This is a genomic window from Nostoc sp. DedQUE08, assembly GCF_034530895.1.
Classification (GTDB): domain Bacteria; phylum Cyanobacteriota; class Cyanobacteriia; order Cyanobacteriales; family Nostocaceae; genus Nostoc.
Window position 1 is genome coordinate 64,882 of record NZ_JAVRCD010000039.1, and the last position, 18,796, is coordinate 83,677.

Sequence of the window (18,796 nt, forward strand, 5' to 3'; positions counted from 1 at the left end):
GTAAAAATCATACTTACTGTTTGTAGAAGATGCAATTATTAGAAAAAATCCTACATTAAAACAGCACAACAAAGCTAAAAAATGGCAATTAAAATTTAAGCTGAAAGTTTATTGCTTAATATAAAGCAGCTAAGATAATCGCCATAGGGCGGCTATATGGCTTTGCAAAAGTTAAAAAATAACGAGAGATAGTTATCAGGTAATGAATGCGATGAACAGATTAACCTTTTACATGATTTTGTTACATAGTTTATTTTTAGGGATAGCGACAGCTAGCGCTAAGTCACCGTTTGTTAACAATGTTGATCCAGCCAAGCAGATTGTTGAAGAAAATGTGGTTACAGTCAGAAGTGGAGAGAAGTTCAATAGTCAGTTATCTACAGAAGCTTCTTCAACGAAAATCTCAGCCTTATCATCAAATAATATTAATATTCCTCAGAAACAGAGGCTACCGTCAAATCAAGTTTGGGTAGTTAATCAAAATAAACACGCACAGCCTCAACCGTTTATTTGGATAGTAAAAAACCTAAAACAAGCAAGTCAGCAACCATTTTTACAAGTTGCAAACCCCGCAGAGAAAGCAAATGTAAAGCCTAGTACTACCGCAAAACCAGCAGCAAAGGATGATTTAGAGCCATTTAACGAAGTAATTAAAAACACCCAAAAATCTGGGGGGTTGTTCACCCTTTATCGTAATAAAGAAAAGAATAAGATTTATCTAGAAATTAAGCCAGAACAACTTAATAAAAATTACCTAGCTACGGCAACCCTGGAATCGGGAATTGGCGAACGAGGTATTTACAGTGGTATGCCTCTGCAAGATTTTTTGTTTTATTTCAAACGGGTGGATGATAAATTACACTTTGTCATCCGCAATGTGAATTTTCGCACTCGTGAAGGAGATCCTCAAGTGCGATCGTTGACGCGATCGTTTAGTGATTCTGTTCTCTATACCATTCCCATTAAAAGCATTCATCCAGAACGCAAAACTATTCTCATTGACTTAGAAGATTTGTTACTCACAGACTTAGCTGGATTATCTGTAGGTTTAGGAGTTCCAAAAAGCACCAGCCAGTCCTATTTTGGTACTGCTAAAGCCTTTCCTCAAAACTTAGAAGTCGAATCAATTTTGAATTACTCTGATAGTGCTGAATCCAACAGTGAAGCGGCAAACTTTGGGTCGCTAGCTGACAACCGTGGCTTTACCCTGCGCGTTCACTACAGTCTCTCCCAACTACCCGATCTAGATTATCGACCGCGCCTTGCTGACGATCGCGTTGGCTATTTCATCACCGCCTATCAAGATTTATCCAAAGACGACGATCGCGGCGATTCTTTTGTCCGCTACATCAATCGCTGGCATTTAGAAAAACAAGACCCGAAAGCAGTTATTTCTCATCCCAAAAAACCGATTGTTTTCTGGATTGATAACGCTGTACCCTTAGAATACCGCGATGCCATGAAAGAAGGCGTTCTTATGTGGAACAAAGCCTTTCTCAAAGCCGGATTCAAGGATGCAATTGAAGTCCGCCAAATGCCAGATGATGCTACCTGGGACCCGGCAGATATTCGTTACAACACGATTCGCTGGATTAATACAGTCGATGGCTACTTTGCAATGGGGCCATCTCGCGTTAACCCATTGACAGGGGAAATTTTGGATGCAGACATTCTCGTAGATGCTAGCTTTATCCGGGCACTCAAGGGTGAATATCGCAAAATTGTCCAACCCAGCCAAACAGAAAATCGCACGACTTTATCAGCTTTGATGCAAAATCGTTTACTTTGCGCCAATGGTTTATATGGGAAAAACAATGGTGTCCCCCAGAAGATGCAAGGACAACAGGGGTTGTTGAATCGTTTATCGAAAATGGCAGGCGAGTACGATTTATGCTATGGCATGGAAGCTGCTAACCAGTTTGCCTTTGGTTCACTGGCAATGTCTCTGCTGCCTGATACTATGGCTACTCCAGACAAGGTAAAAGCATATATTAATCAATATTTACGTTTAATCATCGCTCACGAAGTTGGACATACTCTTGGTTTACGTCATAACTTCCGTGGTAGTACGCTGCTACCACCACAGGAGATGAATAATACGGAAATTACCAAAAATAAAGGTCTGACAACTTCTGTCATGGACTATATTCCCCCAAATATTGCCCCTCAAGGTACAAAACAAGGAGATTATTTTCCGAGTATGGTGGGGCCTTATGATGAATGGGCAATTAAGTACGGCTACACAACAATTCAAACATCAACTCCTCTAGCAGAAAAGCCAATTTTGGAGGAAATTGCTGCACAATCTTATAAGCCAGAATTGAGTTATTCCACAGATGAAGATGTGTATGACCTTGACCCCACAGCTGATGCTTGGGATAACAGCGGTAATGTACTACTTTATTCTCAGTGGCAGTTAAATAATTCGCGGGTGATGTGGGAACGTCTGGATAAACGTTTTCCAATGGCTGGTGATAGTTACAGCGATGTCAGCGAACGTTTTAGTACAGTATTGGGTAACTATTTTCAGCAAATATATTACACCACAAAATACATCGGGGGACAATCTTTCTATCGCATTCACCCCAGTGAGATACCTGCTGAGAAAGTCTCTGGAGTCACCCAACACCGTTTACCATTTGTACCAGTACCCGTTGAAGAACAACGGCAAGCTTTAGAAACGCTACAAAAATATGTATTTGCAGAAGATGCCCTCAATTTTTCACCAGAATTACTGAATAAATTAGCACCTTCTCGTTGGCGACATTGGGGTAGTTCTCCACAAGTTGGTCGTTTGGATTTTCCCATTCATGACTTGGTGCTACTAATGCAGGGTTCTGTGTTGCGAGATTTACTCTCAAGCGATCGCCTCTCTCGTCTTAAGGATATTGAACTCAAAACTCCCGAAGGAAAAGCACTGACTCTACCAGAACTATTTGACACTTTACAATCAGATATTTGGACGGAAGTCATCAAACCAAAAGGTAAACCGATGAAGATTACCAGTTTGCGGCGAGGCTTGCAGCGTCAGTATTTGGACATTTTAACTAGTATGGTATTGCGAAAAGAAAATGTTCCAGAAGATGCTCGTACTTTAGCATGGTATAAATTAAAACAGCTTGATGAGAAGCTCAAGGGTGTTAATTCCGAGGATGAATATACCAAAGCGCACTTATTAGAAACGCGCGATCGCATCGATAAAGTCTTGAATGCGCCGTTGCAAGCGAATTAAAAAAGTTAAGAGTGAGGAGTTAATAGTAAAATTCCTAACTCCTCTTTTTCTTCTATGATTTTGGCCAAATATATTGATTATCCTGTGGGATAAAGGATTTTGCTAAGTCTTATTGAATTTACAATTGAGGCGGCTACATTTTTGAATTTCGAGAAGTCAATATATGTCAAACTTTATATTCTTCTGAGTAAATACGGTTGTCTATTAAATTTATCATTAATATATTGAACAATTAGAGTAATATATAACCGAAAAAAAGTATTTTATGAATGCCATTTTTCTGACTTTCCAAATATTTATTTGGAGTATACCTTTTTTATTAGCTCTTGCTTTATTAACTCTACTAAACCTCAATCAATTTTTCGGATTCTGGTTACTATCGCCTTATGATTATCCCTTTAGTTATGTCATAGCCTTATTTATTTCACTATTTTCCAGTATAATTTTGCTTTGGATAACTAAAAATAATAATAAAGACTACACTCCGATAATCTTAGCTTTGTTTGTATTTATAGGTTGTATATCAAGATTAAGTGTAAATACACAAATTGAATCAGCTCTTAGTGGTTTATTTTCCATGTCTATTGGTCTATTTATCTTAGTTACGGGTATTTCTAAAAATGCAGTTATTTTTGAACTAATTCTTTGGATAGTAAACACAATCAACCTAATTTTTGCTACTGTAGTTTTTTATACATTTCCTCTTATATTTGTTTTCATTGGTTGTATGTTCCAAGTTCGTAAACCAATTAGTCAAATCAAAAGATTACTTTATGCTACTCCTGCAATATTTATAATTATACTCATCTCTTTGATAACATTTAAAACTTCTGATTACAATCCGTCTCCTGGGTTAATTATTCCAAATCAATTAAGATACTTTTGGGGAACACAACAATTTCCTAATAAATATCAAGAGGCGATAGAAAAAATCAAATCTTGTTCTGAGATCGTATCTCTAATTGGAGAAATTCAAAATGTTGCATTAGCTGAAGGAAAAAATTACTGGAGCATGGATTTAAATGGCGATGATTGGGCGGTCATAAGTCTAGAAATAATAGGCACAAAAGGAACTTCTATAATAAAAGGTTGCGCTCATGACCAGTTTTGCTACTATCGTATATATGAAGATCATTCAAAAAATGATGGGAAAAAACTATATTATGGTCAATGTTTAGATTAATATAAATATCACCGAAAGCATAAATGTCAAATATCATTGATTCCCCTAACTGTGATATACATTGAATGGTAATTATTTTTGTATTTAGCGGTGCCTTTAAACACTTATAATAATTTTTTAAATAAACCATTTATTAAAAGTATTATCCAGCGAAGTCAAATCAATCTGATAGTTTATGATGTGGAAACGGAGGAAATTATCCGATGGCAGATTTAGATAAATATCGAGAGTGTATTCGGCAATTACTTACAGAATATGCTCAACGCGCCTCCTGTAATAATGAAATTGAAGCTCAAACAATTTTTGACGTAGAACAAGACCATTACCAACTGATATATATTGGTTGGCAAAATAGACGTAGGGTTTTTGGCCCTGTAATGCATTTTGATATCAAAAACAGCAAAATTTGGATTCAGTGGAATGGTACAGAAGAGGATGTAGGTGAGCAACTTACAGCAATGGGAATACCAAAACACGATATTGTCGTTGGGTTTCACCCGCCTTATATACGGCAGTATACAGATTATGCTGTGAGTTAAAGGCTTGTTGCTAAACTACTTGTAAAAATATCATTTGCTCTACGTGTGTTGCACCCTTGATAAACTGTACGCAATACATATCTGGATTGCTCAGTTTTTTCCATTCAGCATAACGAATGCGATGTATAAAAACTCAAAATGAGGCAGCAGATAAGAAAGTTTCCTTCTGCTACCTCTGCATTATCTTAACTACTCAATGCTTTTAAAAATCGTTGCAAACTCTTAAATACACTGGGCTTTCTCGCAGGTGTCGCATCTGTTGTTGTTTGCGGTTGTCCTTTTAAAACAATGAGATCCAAATCATCACCAGATGGTTTTGTAGGTAATTCGGCAATTCTTTGATATTCGCCGTCACTTTCCAGCCAAACTTCCCATTGTCCTGGGTAGCAGCGATATAGGGCACTTTCATCGTCTATGGGGCGCACGTAATACGCGGATTCAATGGTACTGATAAAGCGATCGCGAATTTTTCTCGCTGTATAACCAATACCCACGGTTCCAGCATCTTCTAAGCGAGGATTTAACAAGACTAAAGGGCGATCGCCTATTACTTCACACAGCTTTTCCAACTGCGGCACTTCTACGGATGTGGGGGCGATGAATAAGAAAATTTCATCCTCTGGCTGAATTTTTGTCTGCAAAGAAGCAGCCCTACCCGTACCAATATCCAAAATTTGAAATGGGGAATCTACCCAATCACGTCGGGCTAGGGCCGCAGCCCCAGCGTCAGCAAAGAAAATTTTCAAACGGGAATCATAATCTGTAAATGCCGGCAGAAATTGTTCCGCCACTGGCATAAACTTCAGTTCTGGGAACAGGAAGTCAACTTGTAAGCGAGTACAGCCATCTGCAAGGGCAGCTTGAACGGCTGTACGAGATTGGGCGATCGCATCTTCAAGACTATTTGGAAGTTCACTCATAATCTGCATGGTTCTGTAGTGTCTATTCCCATTGTTTCAGTATTGGCTCTTAATTAACGTGAGTTCGACGAGTGCTATTTTGACCTCTCCCCCAGCCCCTCTCCTACGTCCCTTGCGCGTCTCGAACGCGAGTGCGTCTCTGAAACAGAAGAGAGGAGAAGGGCGGCAAGTAAATAAATTAGACTTTTCAAACAACCTCAAATATCTCCATTGAACTCAGTCGCCAGCAGGAGGATACTTAGCTCAATATTTTTTACCCTAGTACATAGACCTTATAAACAATTTAGGAATAGTGTATGCCTCTTCATAAACTTGAACATTTTGACCAAAATTATCGAGATACTTTTGGTGGAGACGATCTCAAAGCGTTGGATCTCTATACTGAGGGTGGGGACAGAGTTGGCTCAGTTGCTGACGTTTTAGTTGATGATGATGGTCATTTCCGCTATTTAATTATTGATATAAGCTTAGATTTTGTTAGCAAGAAAATCTTACTACCAACTGGTCTTTGCCGGATCAGTTATCTAGAAAAACGCGTCTATGTTGATGGGTTAAGCAGACAGCAAATAGAAGGTTTACCCGATCATACAGAAGACGCGATCGTTAATAATGATTACGAAGAAAAGGTACGTAGTGTATTTCGTTCTCCAACTAGCGGTGTGACTTCCGATCGCGATACATACAATTACCAAGAAAATCCCGATTTCTATGGGTTGAATGAGCAATCTCATCAAACTTTTAAACTCTATGAAGAACGATTAATTGCCAATAAACAACGCATCAAAACCGGAGAAGTAACGGTTGGTAAGCATATTGAAACAGAAACTGTAAGCGTTACAGTACCCGTTCAAAAAGAACGAGTTTTGATTGAGCGAGTTACGCCAACAGAAGCAGGAAAGGTTGTAAATCCCAATGAACTTAAGTTTCAAGAAGGAGAAGTAGCACGCATAGAAGTGTACGAAGAAACGCCTGAGATACAGAAAGAAGCGTTTGTGCGTGAAGAAGTCCGGGTGAAAAAAATAGTAGAGCAGGACATTGTGGAAGCACAAGACACCATTCGTCGAGAAGAATTAGATATTGATACTGCGGGTAATTTAGATGTGCAATAATCTGGTGTTACTGCATATAAAGCTATTTAATTAGCTGGTTTAGAAATTTGTTTGATAGATTTCTCTAAAAATTATCATACAGGCAAAGTTAATTTTATCTTTGCCTGTATTTTTTATTCAATAACCAGATTCTCAACTTTCTCAAAAGTAGGCAATCTTAACATTCAAAAAATTATATTTTGAGAAATTATCTACAGATACAAGATACAAAATACAAAACTTTGCATTTAAAATAGACATATCTTTACAATAGTCAAGTGAGATGCTCCTAATTTCATGTCTCTAGTTAGCCATATCGCTCAAAATTATCTATAACTTTCGATTATTTAACTATGGAAATAATTCATTCGGCAGAAGGATGTACAAAAATAAATAAATGTCTACTTTAGTCATTAAGAGATGACAAAAAAATATTTGAGGTTAAACATAATGGTTCTTTACAAATTAGAAGATTTTGAGCCTAGCTATCAAGAGAGTTTTGATGGTCATGACCTGAAAGGGCTGGGTGTCTATACACAGGGAACTGATGAAAAAGTTGGTACTGTGAGCGATGTTTTAGTTGATGAAGAAGGTCATTTTCGCTATCTAGTTGTTGACTTAGGCTTCTGGATTTTTGGTAAAAAAGTATTACTACCAATTGCCCGCGCCCGTATCGACTATAACGTCGATCGCGTTTACACAATTGGTTTGACTAGAGAGCAAGCTGAAGATTTGCCTGAGTTCGACGAACGTCAAACCCTTGATTACGACTATGAAGAACGGGTGCGTGGGGTATATCGCCAACCCACAGACTACAACCCTCGTGTAGAAGCTGCAACACCATTAGAGCCTTTAGCAGGATTAGATCCTTTAGGAACGCCTGTAGCACCATTGGGTACAACTCCCACTTATGCCCGTGATAGCTACACTTACGAAAATGAGCCTGCTTTATACGGTTTAAACGAGCAAGATCATCAAACTCTGAGATTGTACGAAGAACGGCTAATTGCCAGCAAACGACGCCAAAAAACTGGAGAAGTAACGATTGGCAAGCATGTTGAAACTGATACCGCACGGATTGCAGTGCCAGTAGAAAGAGAACGAGTCGTTATTGAACGTGTAACTCCAGCAGATGCGGGTACGGCTGTTTCTGGGCGCGAAGCAGACTTCCGTGAAGGCGAAGTTGCTCGCATTGAAATCCATGAAGAAACTCCTGATGTTCGCAAAGAAGCATTTTTGCGTGAAGAAGTCAGAGTTAGAAAAGTGGTCGATCAAGACACAGTTGAAACTCAAGAAACTGTGCGTCGCGAAGAGTTAGATGTGAATTCTGGTAATCTTCCGATTGAAGAACGCTAACTATAGATAGTCATTAGTTACTAGCTAATGACTAATAATTAATTCTACACAGTACAGGTGAAGCAGTTGAATTGGCTTTACCTGTCCTTACGCTGATACCACTTATAATACTTTTCGGATAAACCTAACAATCTCTCTTTTGGTCTGGGGAAAGGTTAAAGGGAAAGGGGTAAAGGTAAATTAAAATCGTCACCTTTCCCCTTTCCCGCTTAAGCGAAAAGTATTGATACTACTTAGGATTTTTGATTGCAAATATTACTCTGGATATGAGTTGGATAAATCCATCGATCGCAAATACTTTCTAAATGGTATCCAGATGATTAATACATTTAATTTAGTTAATTAGAAAGCAGTTAGTAAATTTTCCAGATGAATAGCCAAACTATGGCAAAAAACACTTTACAGGCAAAGGGTAATTCTCGCACTATCTCCTCGCTGGCAGATTTAAGAAAGAAGGTGAACAATTTTGCTGTATTTGATAATCAAGGTCAGCAAGTAGGAGTAGTTCATGATTTAATTGTGGATGGTAATCGTCGGCTAAACCTCGTTATATCGAACCAGGCTAATCAAAAAACTGCTGAATCTAGCCAGCAGTTAGCTGATAAACATCCTTCTTTATTTCAGTTGCAGAGCCAGAGAATAAAAAAAATAGACAAGCCGACTCAATCTGTTTTCATAGACTTAAACAAATCAGAAATTGAATATATGCCTGAATATTTAGAATCAGAAACACCAGGCGATTTTAACTCAAGTGAGCAAGTAGCTAACAATCAAACGACAAATAGCCCAGTTGAGTCATTAAATAATTTAGAACAGATTCCTGAAGAACAAATTATTCGTCTAATAGAAGAACGACTAGTTGTTGAAAGCAGTAAGCGTAAAGTTGGTGAGGTAATTGTTCGCAAAGTAATTGAAACTCGGATTGTACAAGTTCCTGTCCGGCGTGAAAAGCTGATTGTGGAACAAATAAGCCCAGAACACAAACAACTCGCAGAAATTGATTTAGGACAAGGAGAAATATCTAGCGTTGATTTGACCGAAGTAGAAAGACTTGAAGTTACACATGACAACGGTTTAACGGTAAGCGGCGAGTTTAGCTCACCTAAAATTGCTAATTTATTATTGAATGCGATCGCACTAGAGCGAAATAACGGTTGCAAGCAGGTGCGTGTTACCATTGCAGTTGAAGATGAATCGCACCAGAAAAAATACCAGGAGTGGTTTGACCGCTGTTCTAAAGGTCAATCACTAAAGCCATAATAACAAGTTTTTCATAAGTTTCTAGCAGATAAATTAGTAGGGTGGGCATTGCACACCCTATTTTTTTGCTGATTTAAGAAAAGAAAGTCTAAATTTCCACTACCTAATTGTCTAGAGTGAATGTCTCTAAAGCAACTTAATTTACAATACTAAGTAGTTGCCGTTCTTTTGGCTACTTGCAATGAAATTTCGACTGAAGAGACTTTCACCCAAGAAACGACAGCGTTCGATCCCACCGATTAAGATTCAAGTTCAAGATGGAAAATTTGAAATTATAGGTATGGGTGCATGGCATTCCTACTGGCGCGATCCCTATCATCTGCTGTTAACGATTCCTTGGATTGGCTTTCTGCTGCTAATTTGTACTTTCTATATAACGATTAATGCTCTATTTGCCCTAGCTTACTTGATCGGAGGAGATTGTATTGCCAACGCCCAACCTGGCTCTTTTTTAGATGTCTTTTTCTTTAGCGTCCAAACCCTAGCTTCTATCGGCTATGGGGCAATGTATCCGAAAACAACTTACGCCAACATTATTGTCACTATTGAAGCAATGATCGGTTTGGTGGGAATTGCTGTGATGACAGGACTAGCCTTTGCTCGGTTCTCTCGACCTACAGCCCGTGTACTCTTTAGCCGTGTTGCTGTCATTACAGCTCATAATGCGATGCCGACTCTGATATTTCGCAGCGCTAATAAGCGTCGCAATACGATTCTGGAAGCGCAGATGCGAGTCTACTTGATGCGCGACGAAGTAACCCTAGAAGGACAGTTCATACGTCGGTTCCACGATCTTAAACTGATGAGGAACCAAACACCTAGCTTCACGTTAAGCTGGTCAGTGATGCATGTCATTGATGAGTTTAGTCCTTTGTATGGGATGACACCAGAATCGTTAACCCAGACAAATACTATGCTGATTGTCTCTTTGAGTGGCATTGATGAAACGGTTGCCCAGGTTGTTCATGCCCGTCATAGCTATGGTGCTAACGAGATTTTGTGGAACAATCAATTTGTCGATATCTTTTACCACACACCCGATGGACATCGCTACATTGATTACAACCGCTTCCACGATGTTTTACCTTTAGAGTGAAGGAGGGAAATTTCTGAAAGTTACTCCGAAGTCTGATTGAGTGGTGGGTGTAAGGGTTTAACGACCACCCGGCCATTTTCAATTACAGTACAACTTTTAACCGTGCTCTTACTGTCGTTAACTGGCACATCCTGGCACTGGTTTTGGTGGGAGATATTTTGCTCTTGTTGTTGGTTGAGGACGACAACACAACAGGCGCAGGAAGCAAAGGACATATAACTTAATTTTGATCTCTATATCTATTATCGCGCTACTGATGCTATTTGACTGAAAAATTTGCTACTCATGTATTTTGATTGTTCAAAACTCCTGTCAAATTTATCGTAAGTACTTGCTTTATTGTGCTTGTAGCCTGTTTGATATATCTAAACCAATTCAACAGGAAAGCGGTTATAGATCCCGCCCCGCTTTCCTCCCTGTCCAAACAAGTTTAAGCAGGGTTAGATAGTGGGTTTTTCTAATGAAAAAATTTTTGAGATATCTGGGTTTAGGTTTGCTATCTACGTTCTTGACTGCTACTCCCGGATTGGGAGCTGAACGCATTAGCTTTTACTATCCTCCCTTCGGCGAATTTTCTTTATCCGTAGACTCGCTGGAAACCTTTGCGAAAGAAGGCAAAATCGATCAAGATTTGTCATTTTATGCTAGCCGTGCAACTCCTGAACAACTTGCCCAACTGCGGGATCTACTCCAGCAGCGCTTTAATCTCACTCCTACACTAGTATCTCAAGTTACCTACTCACCGATAGGCGAGCAGTTGGTGCAACAACTGGGAAAATTACTGCTCACTGAGTCTCGAAAGAATGGCTTCTATGCCATACGTGCCTCTTTAATTTTGTCTGCTGCCGATCAGAAAGAGGGGTTAACAGTGGTGAATTTACTGCGGAAATTTCCTAGCGATACTATCCGGGTAAATTTCACAGAGGGATTAAGGATAGTCGATGACTTGTCTCAATTGATTAAAAAAAAGGATGAAGTTTTTGCCTCTCTGCAAAAAGAAGCGCTCGCTCAAGCAGCCACTTCAAAAATTGATTTCTCCCAAAAACCAGATTTGCGATCGCCAGGAAAATTCACCTGGCAGAAAAAAAGCCTAGAGTTAAATGACATTTCTCGTTCGCGCCGTCTACCTGTAGATATCTATTTGCCATCAGCAGGTTCACAAAAAACTGGAGATTTACTCTCACCACCCTTTCCCCTGATTGTAATTTCTCACGGACTGGCTTCAGATCGCTCTACCTTTGTCTACCTGGCTGAACATCTAGCATCCTATGGTTTTGCTGTTGCTGTACTGGAACACCCTGGTAGTAATGCCGAACGCTTTCAACAATATTTTGCAGGTTTGGCAGGGCCTCCAGATGCAGCAGAATTTATCAACCGACCTTTGGATATCAAATATCTACTAAATGAATTACAGCGTTTAGATAAATCCGATCCTACCCTCCAAGGAAAACTCAATTTTCAACAAGTTGGGGCGATCGGTCAGTCTTTTGGTGGTTATACTGTTTTGACTTTAGCAGGAGCCAATATTAACTTTGAGCAACTCAGGCAAGATTGCAATCCCGATAATTCATCCTTTAATTTGTCGGTGTTTTTGCAGTGTCAAGCAAACGATTTACCTCCAAAGAATTACGAACTCAAAGACGATCGCATCAAGGCGATCGTTGCAATTAATCCCATTGACAGTTCAGTTTTAGGTCAGGGAGGAATCAGTCAAATTAAAATTCCCATCATGCTGGTAGCAGGTAGTCAAGATGTTTTCGCACCACCCGTATCTGAGCAAATTCGCCCCTTTACCTGGCTTTCTGACTCCAATAAGTACCTGGCTTTGATTGAAAATGCCACTCACTTTTCAGCGATCGCTGAACCTACTCCTCAAAACGATGTCTTACCTGTACCACCTGCCTTACTGGGCCCCGATCGTGCTGCTGTTTATTCTTATCTCAACGCCCTCAGCGTCGCTTTTTTAGAAACCCATCTCCTTAACCGTCCTGAATACCGTTCCTATTTGCAGCCTTCCTACGCCACATTTATCAGCAAAGAGCCGCTTAATCTTAGTATTTTACAGTCGTTGTCGGTAGCTCAGTTCGATCGAGTTTGGAGTGGGTCAACTCCCCAGTCTACCAAACCATCAAATCCTCAATCTACTTCCACCACTTATCAACCTTTGAGACAATGAAATAGCCCTGTTGGTTTTGCAGGGGGTTGGAGGGATCAAAAGCCCTCACCCTAAATCCCTCTCCCAAAGGAGAGGGACTTTGAAATGGACTTTAAAATTGGCTCCCCTTTTCCCACACTTGAGAGAAGGGGTTGGGGAATGAGGGCTAGTTTTACATTCGTGCAAGAGGTCTAATGCGTAAATCCTAAGTGGTTCTCAATGGCGTGGAATACAAGAAAAAGCCTACAAATCTGTTAGCAACCTTGCTTTTCTCAAAATAAATGTCATTACGGTTTCTTTTTTGGAAATGATATCAGCTGTAACTTCCATCCCCGATTGAATGGGATAGGATTTATCGCCCTTTTTTAAATAAGGTCTCTCTGCCTCAATTGTCACCTCATAGTAAGGTGCAATTGGATTGCCGTTAACTTGAGATGTAATAGCGTCGGCGGTTATGGCTCTAACAGCTCCTTTGAGGATGCCGTAATCTGGGTAGGGATAGGCAGAAAGCCGCATTTGTACTTCCCCTTGTGAACATTTTGTTACTTGTACGACTTTACACACCTGTACTTTGCTAATATCAGAAGCGGCAACACGGGCTTTGATGACCAGAGGTGCTTTACTAGGAGCAATTTGAGCGATCGCATCCCCTGCGCGAACAACTTGCCCAGGATTCCTTAATTCTAGTTTCAGGATAGTACCTGCCTCTGAAGCCTGAATTACAGTTTTTTGCAGTTCTGTTGAGAGTTGTTTTAGCTCTTCTTGAGCGCTGCTGATTTGATTTTGAATTTCTACTTGACGCCCAATAAGTTCTTGTTTTTCTTTGTTCAATGCCGCCAGCATAGACTCACCCTTTGCCCGTTCTTGGGCAATGCGTTCTTGGGCGATCTCCACATTTGCGCTAGTGGGATTGAGTCCAGTTTTGATCCGTTCTAATCTGGCAAGTGCAGCCTTAAAAGCTTGTTCTTTTTCCTTAATCTGTAAAGCTGCGATCGCTCCAGTCTCTGCTAACTGCTGATACCGCTTCAGTTCTTCCCTTGCTAACTCCACAGAGGCTTCTACTTCATCCACTTCTGCCTTACTGGTAATTCGCTTGTCTCCATAATCCCGTTGATTACGACTAAGATCGGCTTGCGCGGAGATAATCGCCTGTCCCATCGAATTGGATTCAGCTGTGATTTGAGTCTGTAGCGCTCTTAGTTGTGCATCGATTTGGGTTCTTTGTAAATGATTCTGCCGAATATTGCCGGCAATTTGGCTTTTTTTACTTTGTAATTGGGCGTCGTAGAGCAGTGCAATCTCATCTCCCCTTTTCACAACTTGATTTTCTTTCACCCTAATGCTTCTAACTGTTCCCTCCACTGCTGCTTGCACTAACCGTATTTCCCCCGTTGGACGGACAGTACCATCCGCTCTCACGACTATATTGTATTGAATGACACTTGCAAGACCGAAGGCAGCGCCAACACTTCCTATTAAAAATATCCCTCCCAGCCATGTCCAACTGCTAATCGGAGGAAGATATTCGTCGCTTTCAACTGGGCGGAGAAAGTCCGGTTGGGGGTCAATCAGCATAGAAGTTAAAAAACATTTTGGTTGTACAAACAATCTAGCAAATAGCTAGTTAGTGTAAGAAGGTAATCGTTATGAACTTCGTACACTACCAACTATGAAAATGCGGAGCGACATTACATCTATATATATAGATATTTATTGAACGAGCATTTTCAAGTTAGGAGCCTCCTTTCTCACTCTGAGAGGTTGTTTGAAAAGTATTATTGCTAACTTTCAAGCCTTAGATATCTAACGTCCCTAACCCCCTTTTCTAGAAGAAAAAGGAGGATTTCAAAGCCTCTTGACCTCTTGCGAGAGGTTTGGAAAGGGTTTTCTAGTATACTTTGCGACTTTTCAAACATCCTCTGAAAGCTTAGTCTTCTTAGCCTCTTCCCTTGGGAGAAGATAAGCCGCTTGTCTTAGAGGTTTCTGCATCAGCAATAGCTAAAAAGTAATCCATAGCCTAAGTCTATATAACAATTAGTGCCTTTTAGTAAAAAGACCAAATCTTTATAATTTTCTTTTAAAATTTTACCTTTTCTTTATTTACTTGTAAGAATTTTTATAATAAAGAGAAAAACTTTTCTTTTCTCTTCTAATTAATAAGTAGTTAAGCTAGTTTAAAACCGTTGTTATCACAATTTTTTATACTATTTTCAATAGTATCTGTATAAGCAAAATAAACACAAGAGAATACTTACGTGATAATACGTAAATTTTAAAATTAAGTAAAATTTTTGGAGTTCTCCAAATTTGCTTTTTTATGATTTTGTATAACAAAATACTATTTAACTGATTTGATACTCTTTACTTAAGGTTTTGTGCCTCAATAACAGTATTAATACGTTAATTATCTTGTCTATTTTAGTCTTAAATTAGACATTATTGTTCAAAAAATCTTTATACGCATATATATTTTTGCCATATAATTAAATCCAGAATATTTATCTATTTAAAGAGAATAAAATTCATGGTTTTTTCAGAAAACAGTGAAAATAGTATAAATATTAGCCAAGTAGTATGTTTGTTAAGAGCTTGTAATACATATTTCTTAAGGAAATAGTTGTTTTATTACACTAGTTTCACCCATATAATTTCCTTAACAACACAAAAACATTCATAAATGCGCTGTTTGCATTGATGAATTTAGTGTGATGTTACTAAATCCCAACAATCAAGTGAGAACTAAAATCATGCAAAGCACACTCTTTACCGAATTAACCGCTATTGAAGAAGCCAATCTCTCTGGTGGTGGTAAGAACGTCATCAAAATTAAGCAAGTTGTAAAAAACAAGGGCAGAGTCGATATCGACGTTGACGATGATTTCGATAACAGTGGCTATATAAGTTCAGATGCAACCGGCACAATCACCGCCACTATTAATGATTAATCACACTTCTGTCAAGTTATGAAGTTCAGTAGAAGGGAAATAATAAACGTAAAGACACGATTAACGTGTCTCTACTCAGGGTAAAAGTTCACGTTTCAAGTAATTTACACTGTTGACGCAGGTTAAATTAATTTTGCGTGTGGCTTGATTGCTAATCGACCTAATCCTAGTAGCCATTAGCTGTTTCTTTATGGCAGTCATCCTAACATACGTTTATTCCTACCCATCTACTTTTCTTTAAAAAAGTTAACAAAGTGTTATTGATAATTGCTAGTGGTAATTATCAATAACACTTTACATAGGCTTTTCGCTCACAATATCCATAACCATTGATCGATCTTAAAGACAGGTAAAGATAGTAAAAATTAATACAGTTTGTATCAACTTTTATTTAACAAAGTGAATTTAAGATAACTAACATGAGTTAATGGTTACAGCCCTCCGATCATCAAAATACGATATTTTATCTAAGTATTAAAACCAAAGTGCGACTAAACTATGGGCTAAATTTTTAACCATGCAGGGATAAGACCCTGCTATTTTTTTGGTTTTATCACGATATAAATACTGGAGTGCGAAATGAAATACCAAGTTGTTACACAACATAGTGAAGAAGATTGTGGAGCGGCTTGTCTTGCTTCCATTGCCAAACATTATCAGCGCAACTTTACACTAAATCACATCCGGGAAGCGGTAGGCACTGGTCAATTAGGAACAACATTGTTGGGATTGAGGCGGGGAGCCGAGGCACTTGGTTTTAATGCACGCTCTGTTAGAGCATCTAATGAAATATTAGACCGGATGAACCAAGCGCCATTACCGGCAATTATTCACTGGAAAGGCACTCACTGGGTTGTTTTGTATGGTCAAAAAGGTAAGAAATATATAGTTGCTGACCCAGCCGTTAATATCCGTTATGTCTCTAAAAAAGAATTAACGGATGCTTGGTCAGACAAAGTGATGCTTTTACTAGAGCCAGATTCGGTTCGCTTTTATGCTCAACCTGATGATAAAATAGACGGCTTTGGGCGCTTTATGCGGCGTGTATTACCTTATCAAGGCATACTATTCGAGGCTTTTTTGTGTTCCCTACTTATTGGTCTGCTTTCATTAACTTCTCCATTCCTAATCCAAATTCTGACGGATGATGTACTAGTTCGGGGTGACACCCAGCTTCTTGCTGCTGTAATTATTGCCGTTGTGGTGATGAATCTTGTGTCAAGTAGTTTAAAACTAGTTCAATATAACCTAATTGCCCATTTTGCCCAACGGCTGGAGTTAGGATTAATTTTAGAATTTGCCAGGACAATCCTGCGGTTGCCTTTGACTTACTATGAATCGCGTCGCAGTGGCGAGATTGTCAGCAGATTGCAAGATATTCAACAAATTAATCAATTAATTTCTCAAGCAATTATTAGTTTACCAAGCCAATTATTGATTGCAGCAGTTTCTTTAAGTTTCATGCTGTTCTATAGCTGGAAACTTACCTTAGTTGGTGTGATTATTGCGATTATAATGAGTTTGTCTACTATTGTTTTTCTGCCCACACTTCAACAAAAAATCAGAAGTGTCTTAGTCTTAGATGCAGAAAACCAAGGTGTTCTTGTTGAAAGCTTTAAAGGCGCTCTGACACTCAAAACTACTACCGCCGCTCCCCAGTTTTGGGAAGAATTTCAGAACCGATTTGGTCGTTTAGCAAATCAAACATTTCGCACAGTTCAGATTGGAATTATTAACGGTATCTTTTCTAGTTTAGTTTCTAGTATTGGCAGCATTAGTCTGATTGGTTTCGGCAGCATTCTGGTTATTAACAAGGAACTCAGCATCGGTCAACTGCTAGCATTTAACGGTATGAATGGTAATTTTTTAGCATTCATTAGTACTATGCTCAACTTTATAGATGAATTCACTCGTGCAAAAACTGCTACGCAGCGCTTAACAGAAGTTATCGATTCCACACCTGAAAATCAAGGCGATACTAAAAAACCTTTTACGAAGATTCCTAGCAAGGCTGATATTATTTGCACAAATCTCAACTTTCACTATCCTGGGAGGCTAGAGTTACTGCAAGATTTCTCCCTAACTATTCCTGGCGGTAAAGTTATTGCTCTAATTGGTACATCTGGCTGTGGGAAAAGTTCTCTTGCTAAACTGATTGCAGGTTTATACTTGCCTAATTCTGGTAACATTCGCATTGGTATTTATAATCTACAAGATTTAGCCCTTGATTGTTTGCGACAACAAGTAGTTCTGGTTCCGCAAGATGCTCATTTTTGGAGTCGCTCTATTATTGATAATTTTCGGTTAGGTTCTCCTCACGTCACTTTTGAGCAAATTGTCGATGCTTGCCAAATTGCTGAGGCAGACGATTTTATTAGTAAACTACCTGAAAAATATCAAACTGTATTAGGTGAATTTGGCTCAAATATTTCTGGTGGACAACGGCAAAGATTAGCTATAGCAAGAGCCATCATCAACGATCCACCAGTCCTAATTTTAGATGAATCAACGGCCGGACTCGATCCTGTTAGTGAAGTTAAAGTTTTGAATCAGCTGTTGTTGCATCGCCAAGGGAAAACTACGATTCTGATTAGCCACCGTCCGAGAGTAATTGCCCGTGCTGATTGGATTGTGCTATTAAATCAAGGCAAATTACAAATTCAGGGAACTGTGGAAGATTTGCGTGCCCAACCAGGAAACCATTTAGACTTTTTAACTCCTTAATTAAGCTGATGGACTTTATAGCATTTTTCAGGCATTTAGACCACAACTTAGACGGGGAATAGAGAGTGGTGTCAATACTGGGTAGGTTTTGCCTAAAAAATAGAAATGTGTAGCGACTGTTTTAAAACTCAAGCTACGCCTACGCACCTGTGTACTCTATCGCGCTGCGACAAAGTTTGAAGTACCTCAAAACGACTTTGAAGTACCTCAAAACGACTTTGAAGTACCTCAAAACGACTTTGGAGTACCTCAAAACGACTTTGAAGTACCTCAACACGACTTTGGAGTACCTCAACAC

The 18,796-nt window shown here is 39.1% G+C and carries 13 protein-coding genes; 11 read left to right on the plus strand and 2 right to left on the minus strand.

What is annotated here, in order from left to right:
- Positions 1–211 precede the first annotated feature (211 nt).
- The 4 genes from RMY64_RS23665 (at position 212) to RMY64_RS23680 (ending at position 4,954) form a co-directional block, all read left to right on the plus strand.
- A complete protein-coding gene (locus RMY64_RS23665; protein WP_322701282.1) occupies positions 212–3,232 on the plus strand; it encodes a zinc-dependent metalloprotease in 3,021 nt (1,006 codons plus the stop codon).
- 265 nt (positions 3,233–3,497) lie between these two features.
- Positions 3,498–4,415 carry a hypothetical protein gene (locus tag RMY64_RS23670; RefSeq protein WP_322701283.1) on the plus strand — a complete coding sequence of 306 codons (918 nt, stop codon included), beginning with the start codon at positions 3,498–3,500 and terminating at the stop codon, positions 4,413–4,415.
- Positions 4,416–4,505: 90 nt separating this feature from the next.
- Positions 4,506–4,631, plus strand: coding sequence for an element excision factor XisH family protein (locus tag RMY64_RS23675; RefSeq protein ID WP_322701284.1), 126 nt, complete (start codon positions 4,506–4,508; stop codon positions 4,629–4,631).
- Positions 4,619–4,954 (plus strand): XisI protein, encoded by a 336-nt coding sequence (locus RMY64_RS23680; RefSeq protein WP_322672188.1) that lies wholly within the window; start codon positions 4,619–4,621, stop codon positions 4,952–4,954. The genes RMY64_RS23675 and RMY64_RS23680 overlap by 13 nt, the downstream gene beginning before the upstream one ends.
- Before the next feature lie 185 nt (positions 4,955–5,139).
- Here the strand turns inward: RMY64_RS23680 and RMY64_RS23685 are convergent, their stop codons facing one another.
- Positions 5,140–5,874, minus strand: coding sequence for a DUF1995 family protein (locus RMY64_RS23685; RefSeq protein ID WP_322701285.1), 735 nt, complete (start codon positions 5,872–5,874; stop codon positions 5,140–5,142).
- Between the two features lie 296 nt (positions 5,875–6,170).
- Between RMY64_RS23685 and RMY64_RS23690 the strand changes: the two genes are divergently transcribed.
- The 5 genes from RMY64_RS23690 (at position 6,171) to RMY64_RS23710 (ending at position 12,850) form a co-directional block, all read left to right on the plus strand.
- Positions 6,171–6,983, plus strand: coding sequence for a DUF2382 domain-containing protein (locus RMY64_RS23690; protein ID WP_322672186.1), 813 nt, complete (start codon positions 6,171–6,173; stop codon positions 6,981–6,983).
- 429 nt (positions 6,984–7,412) lie between these two features.
- Positions 7,413–8,318 (plus strand): DUF2382 domain-containing protein, encoded by a 906-nt coding sequence (locus RMY64_RS23695; protein WP_322684786.1) that lies wholly within the window; start codon positions 7,413–7,415, stop codon positions 8,316–8,318.
- Between the two features lie 384 nt (positions 8,319–8,702).
- Positions 8,703–9,578, plus strand: coding sequence for a YsnF/AvaK domain-containing protein (locus RMY64_RS23700; RefSeq protein WP_322701286.1), 876 nt, complete (start codon positions 8,703–8,705; stop codon positions 9,576–9,578).
- Positions 9,579–9,759: 181 nt separating this feature from the next.
- Positions 9,760–10,674 (plus strand): ion channel, encoded by a 915-nt coding sequence (locus RMY64_RS23705; protein ID WP_322675631.1) that lies wholly within the window; start codon positions 9,760–9,762, stop codon positions 10,672–10,674.
- Between the two features lie 460 nt (positions 10,675–11,134).
- A complete protein-coding gene (locus RMY64_RS23710; RefSeq protein ID WP_322701287.1) occupies positions 11,135–12,850 on the plus strand; it encodes an alpha/beta hydrolase in 1,716 nt (571 codons plus the stop codon).
- Positions 12,851–13,072: 222 nt separating this feature from the next.
- Here RMY64_RS23710 and RMY64_RS23715 read toward each other — a convergent pair whose 3' ends face one another.
- Positions 13,073–14,404, minus strand: a complete 1,332-nt coding sequence (locus tag RMY64_RS23715; protein ID WP_322701288.1) for an HlyD family efflux transporter periplasmic adaptor subunit — start codon at positions 14,402–14,404, stop codon at positions 13,073–13,075.
- Between the two features lie 1,172 nt (positions 14,405–15,576).
- Between RMY64_RS23715 and RMY64_RS23720 the strand changes: the two genes are divergently transcribed.
- Positions 15,577–15,774: a hypothetical protein gene (locus RMY64_RS23720; RefSeq protein ID WP_322701289.1), complete on the plus strand. Its 198-nt coding sequence runs from the start codon at positions 15,577–15,579 to the stop codon at positions 15,772–15,774.
- Positions 15,775–16,353: 579 nt separating this feature from the next.
- Positions 16,354–18,498, plus strand: coding sequence for a peptidase domain-containing ABC transporter (locus RMY64_RS23725; RefSeq protein WP_322701290.1), 2,145 nt, complete (start codon positions 16,354–16,356; stop codon positions 18,496–18,498).
- Positions 18,499–18,796: the final 298 nt, after the last annotated feature.

What these genes read in the sequence shown, in the direction of transcription:
- RMY64_RS23670 (WP_322701283.1), top strand. Translation starts at nt 3,498, where the DNA reads ATGAATGCCATTTTTCTGACTTTCCAAATATTTATTTGGAGTATACCT.
- RMY64_RS23710 (WP_322701287.1), top strand. Translation starts at nt 11,135, where the DNA reads ATGAAAAAATTTTTGAGATATCTGGGTTTAGGTTTGCTATCTACGTTC.
- RMY64_RS23685 (WP_322701285.1), bottom strand. Translation starts at nt 5,874, where the DNA reads ATGAGTGAACTTCCAAATAGTCTTGAAGATGCGATCGCCCAATCTCGT.
- RMY64_RS23715 (WP_322701288.1), bottom strand. Translation starts at nt 14,404, where the DNA reads ATGCTGATTGACCCCCAACCGGACTTTCTCCGCCCAGTTGAAAGCGAC.
- RMY64_RS23725 (WP_322701290.1), top strand. Translation starts at nt 16,354, where the DNA reads ATGAAATACCAAGTTGTTACACAACATAGTGAAGAAGATTGTGGAGCG.
- RMY64_RS23700 (WP_322701286.1), top strand. Translation starts at nt 8,703, where the DNA reads ATGGCAAAAAACACTTTACAGGCAAAGGGTAATTCTCGCACTATCTCC.
- RMY64_RS23680 (WP_322672188.1), top strand. Translation starts at nt 4,619, where the DNA reads ATGGCAGATTTAGATAAATATCGAGAGTGTATTCGGCAATTACTTACA.
- RMY64_RS23705 (WP_322675631.1), top strand. Translation starts at nt 9,760, where the DNA reads ATGAAATTTCGACTGAAGAGACTTTCACCCAAGAAACGACAGCGTTCG.
- RMY64_RS23665 (WP_322701282.1), top strand. Translation starts at nt 212, where the DNA reads ATGAACAGATTAACCTTTTACATGATTTTGTTACATAGTTTATTTTTA.
- RMY64_RS23695 (WP_322684786.1), top strand. Translation starts at nt 7,413, where the DNA reads ATGGTTCTTTACAAATTAGAAGATTTTGAGCCTAGCTATCAAGAGAGT.
- RMY64_RS23720 (WP_322701289.1), top strand. Translation starts at nt 15,577, where the DNA reads ATGCAAAGCACACTCTTTACCGAATTAACCGCTATTGAAGAAGCCAAT.
- RMY64_RS23690 (WP_322672186.1), top strand. Translation starts at nt 6,171, where the DNA reads ATGCCTCTTCATAAACTTGAACATTTTGACCAAAATTATCGAGATACT.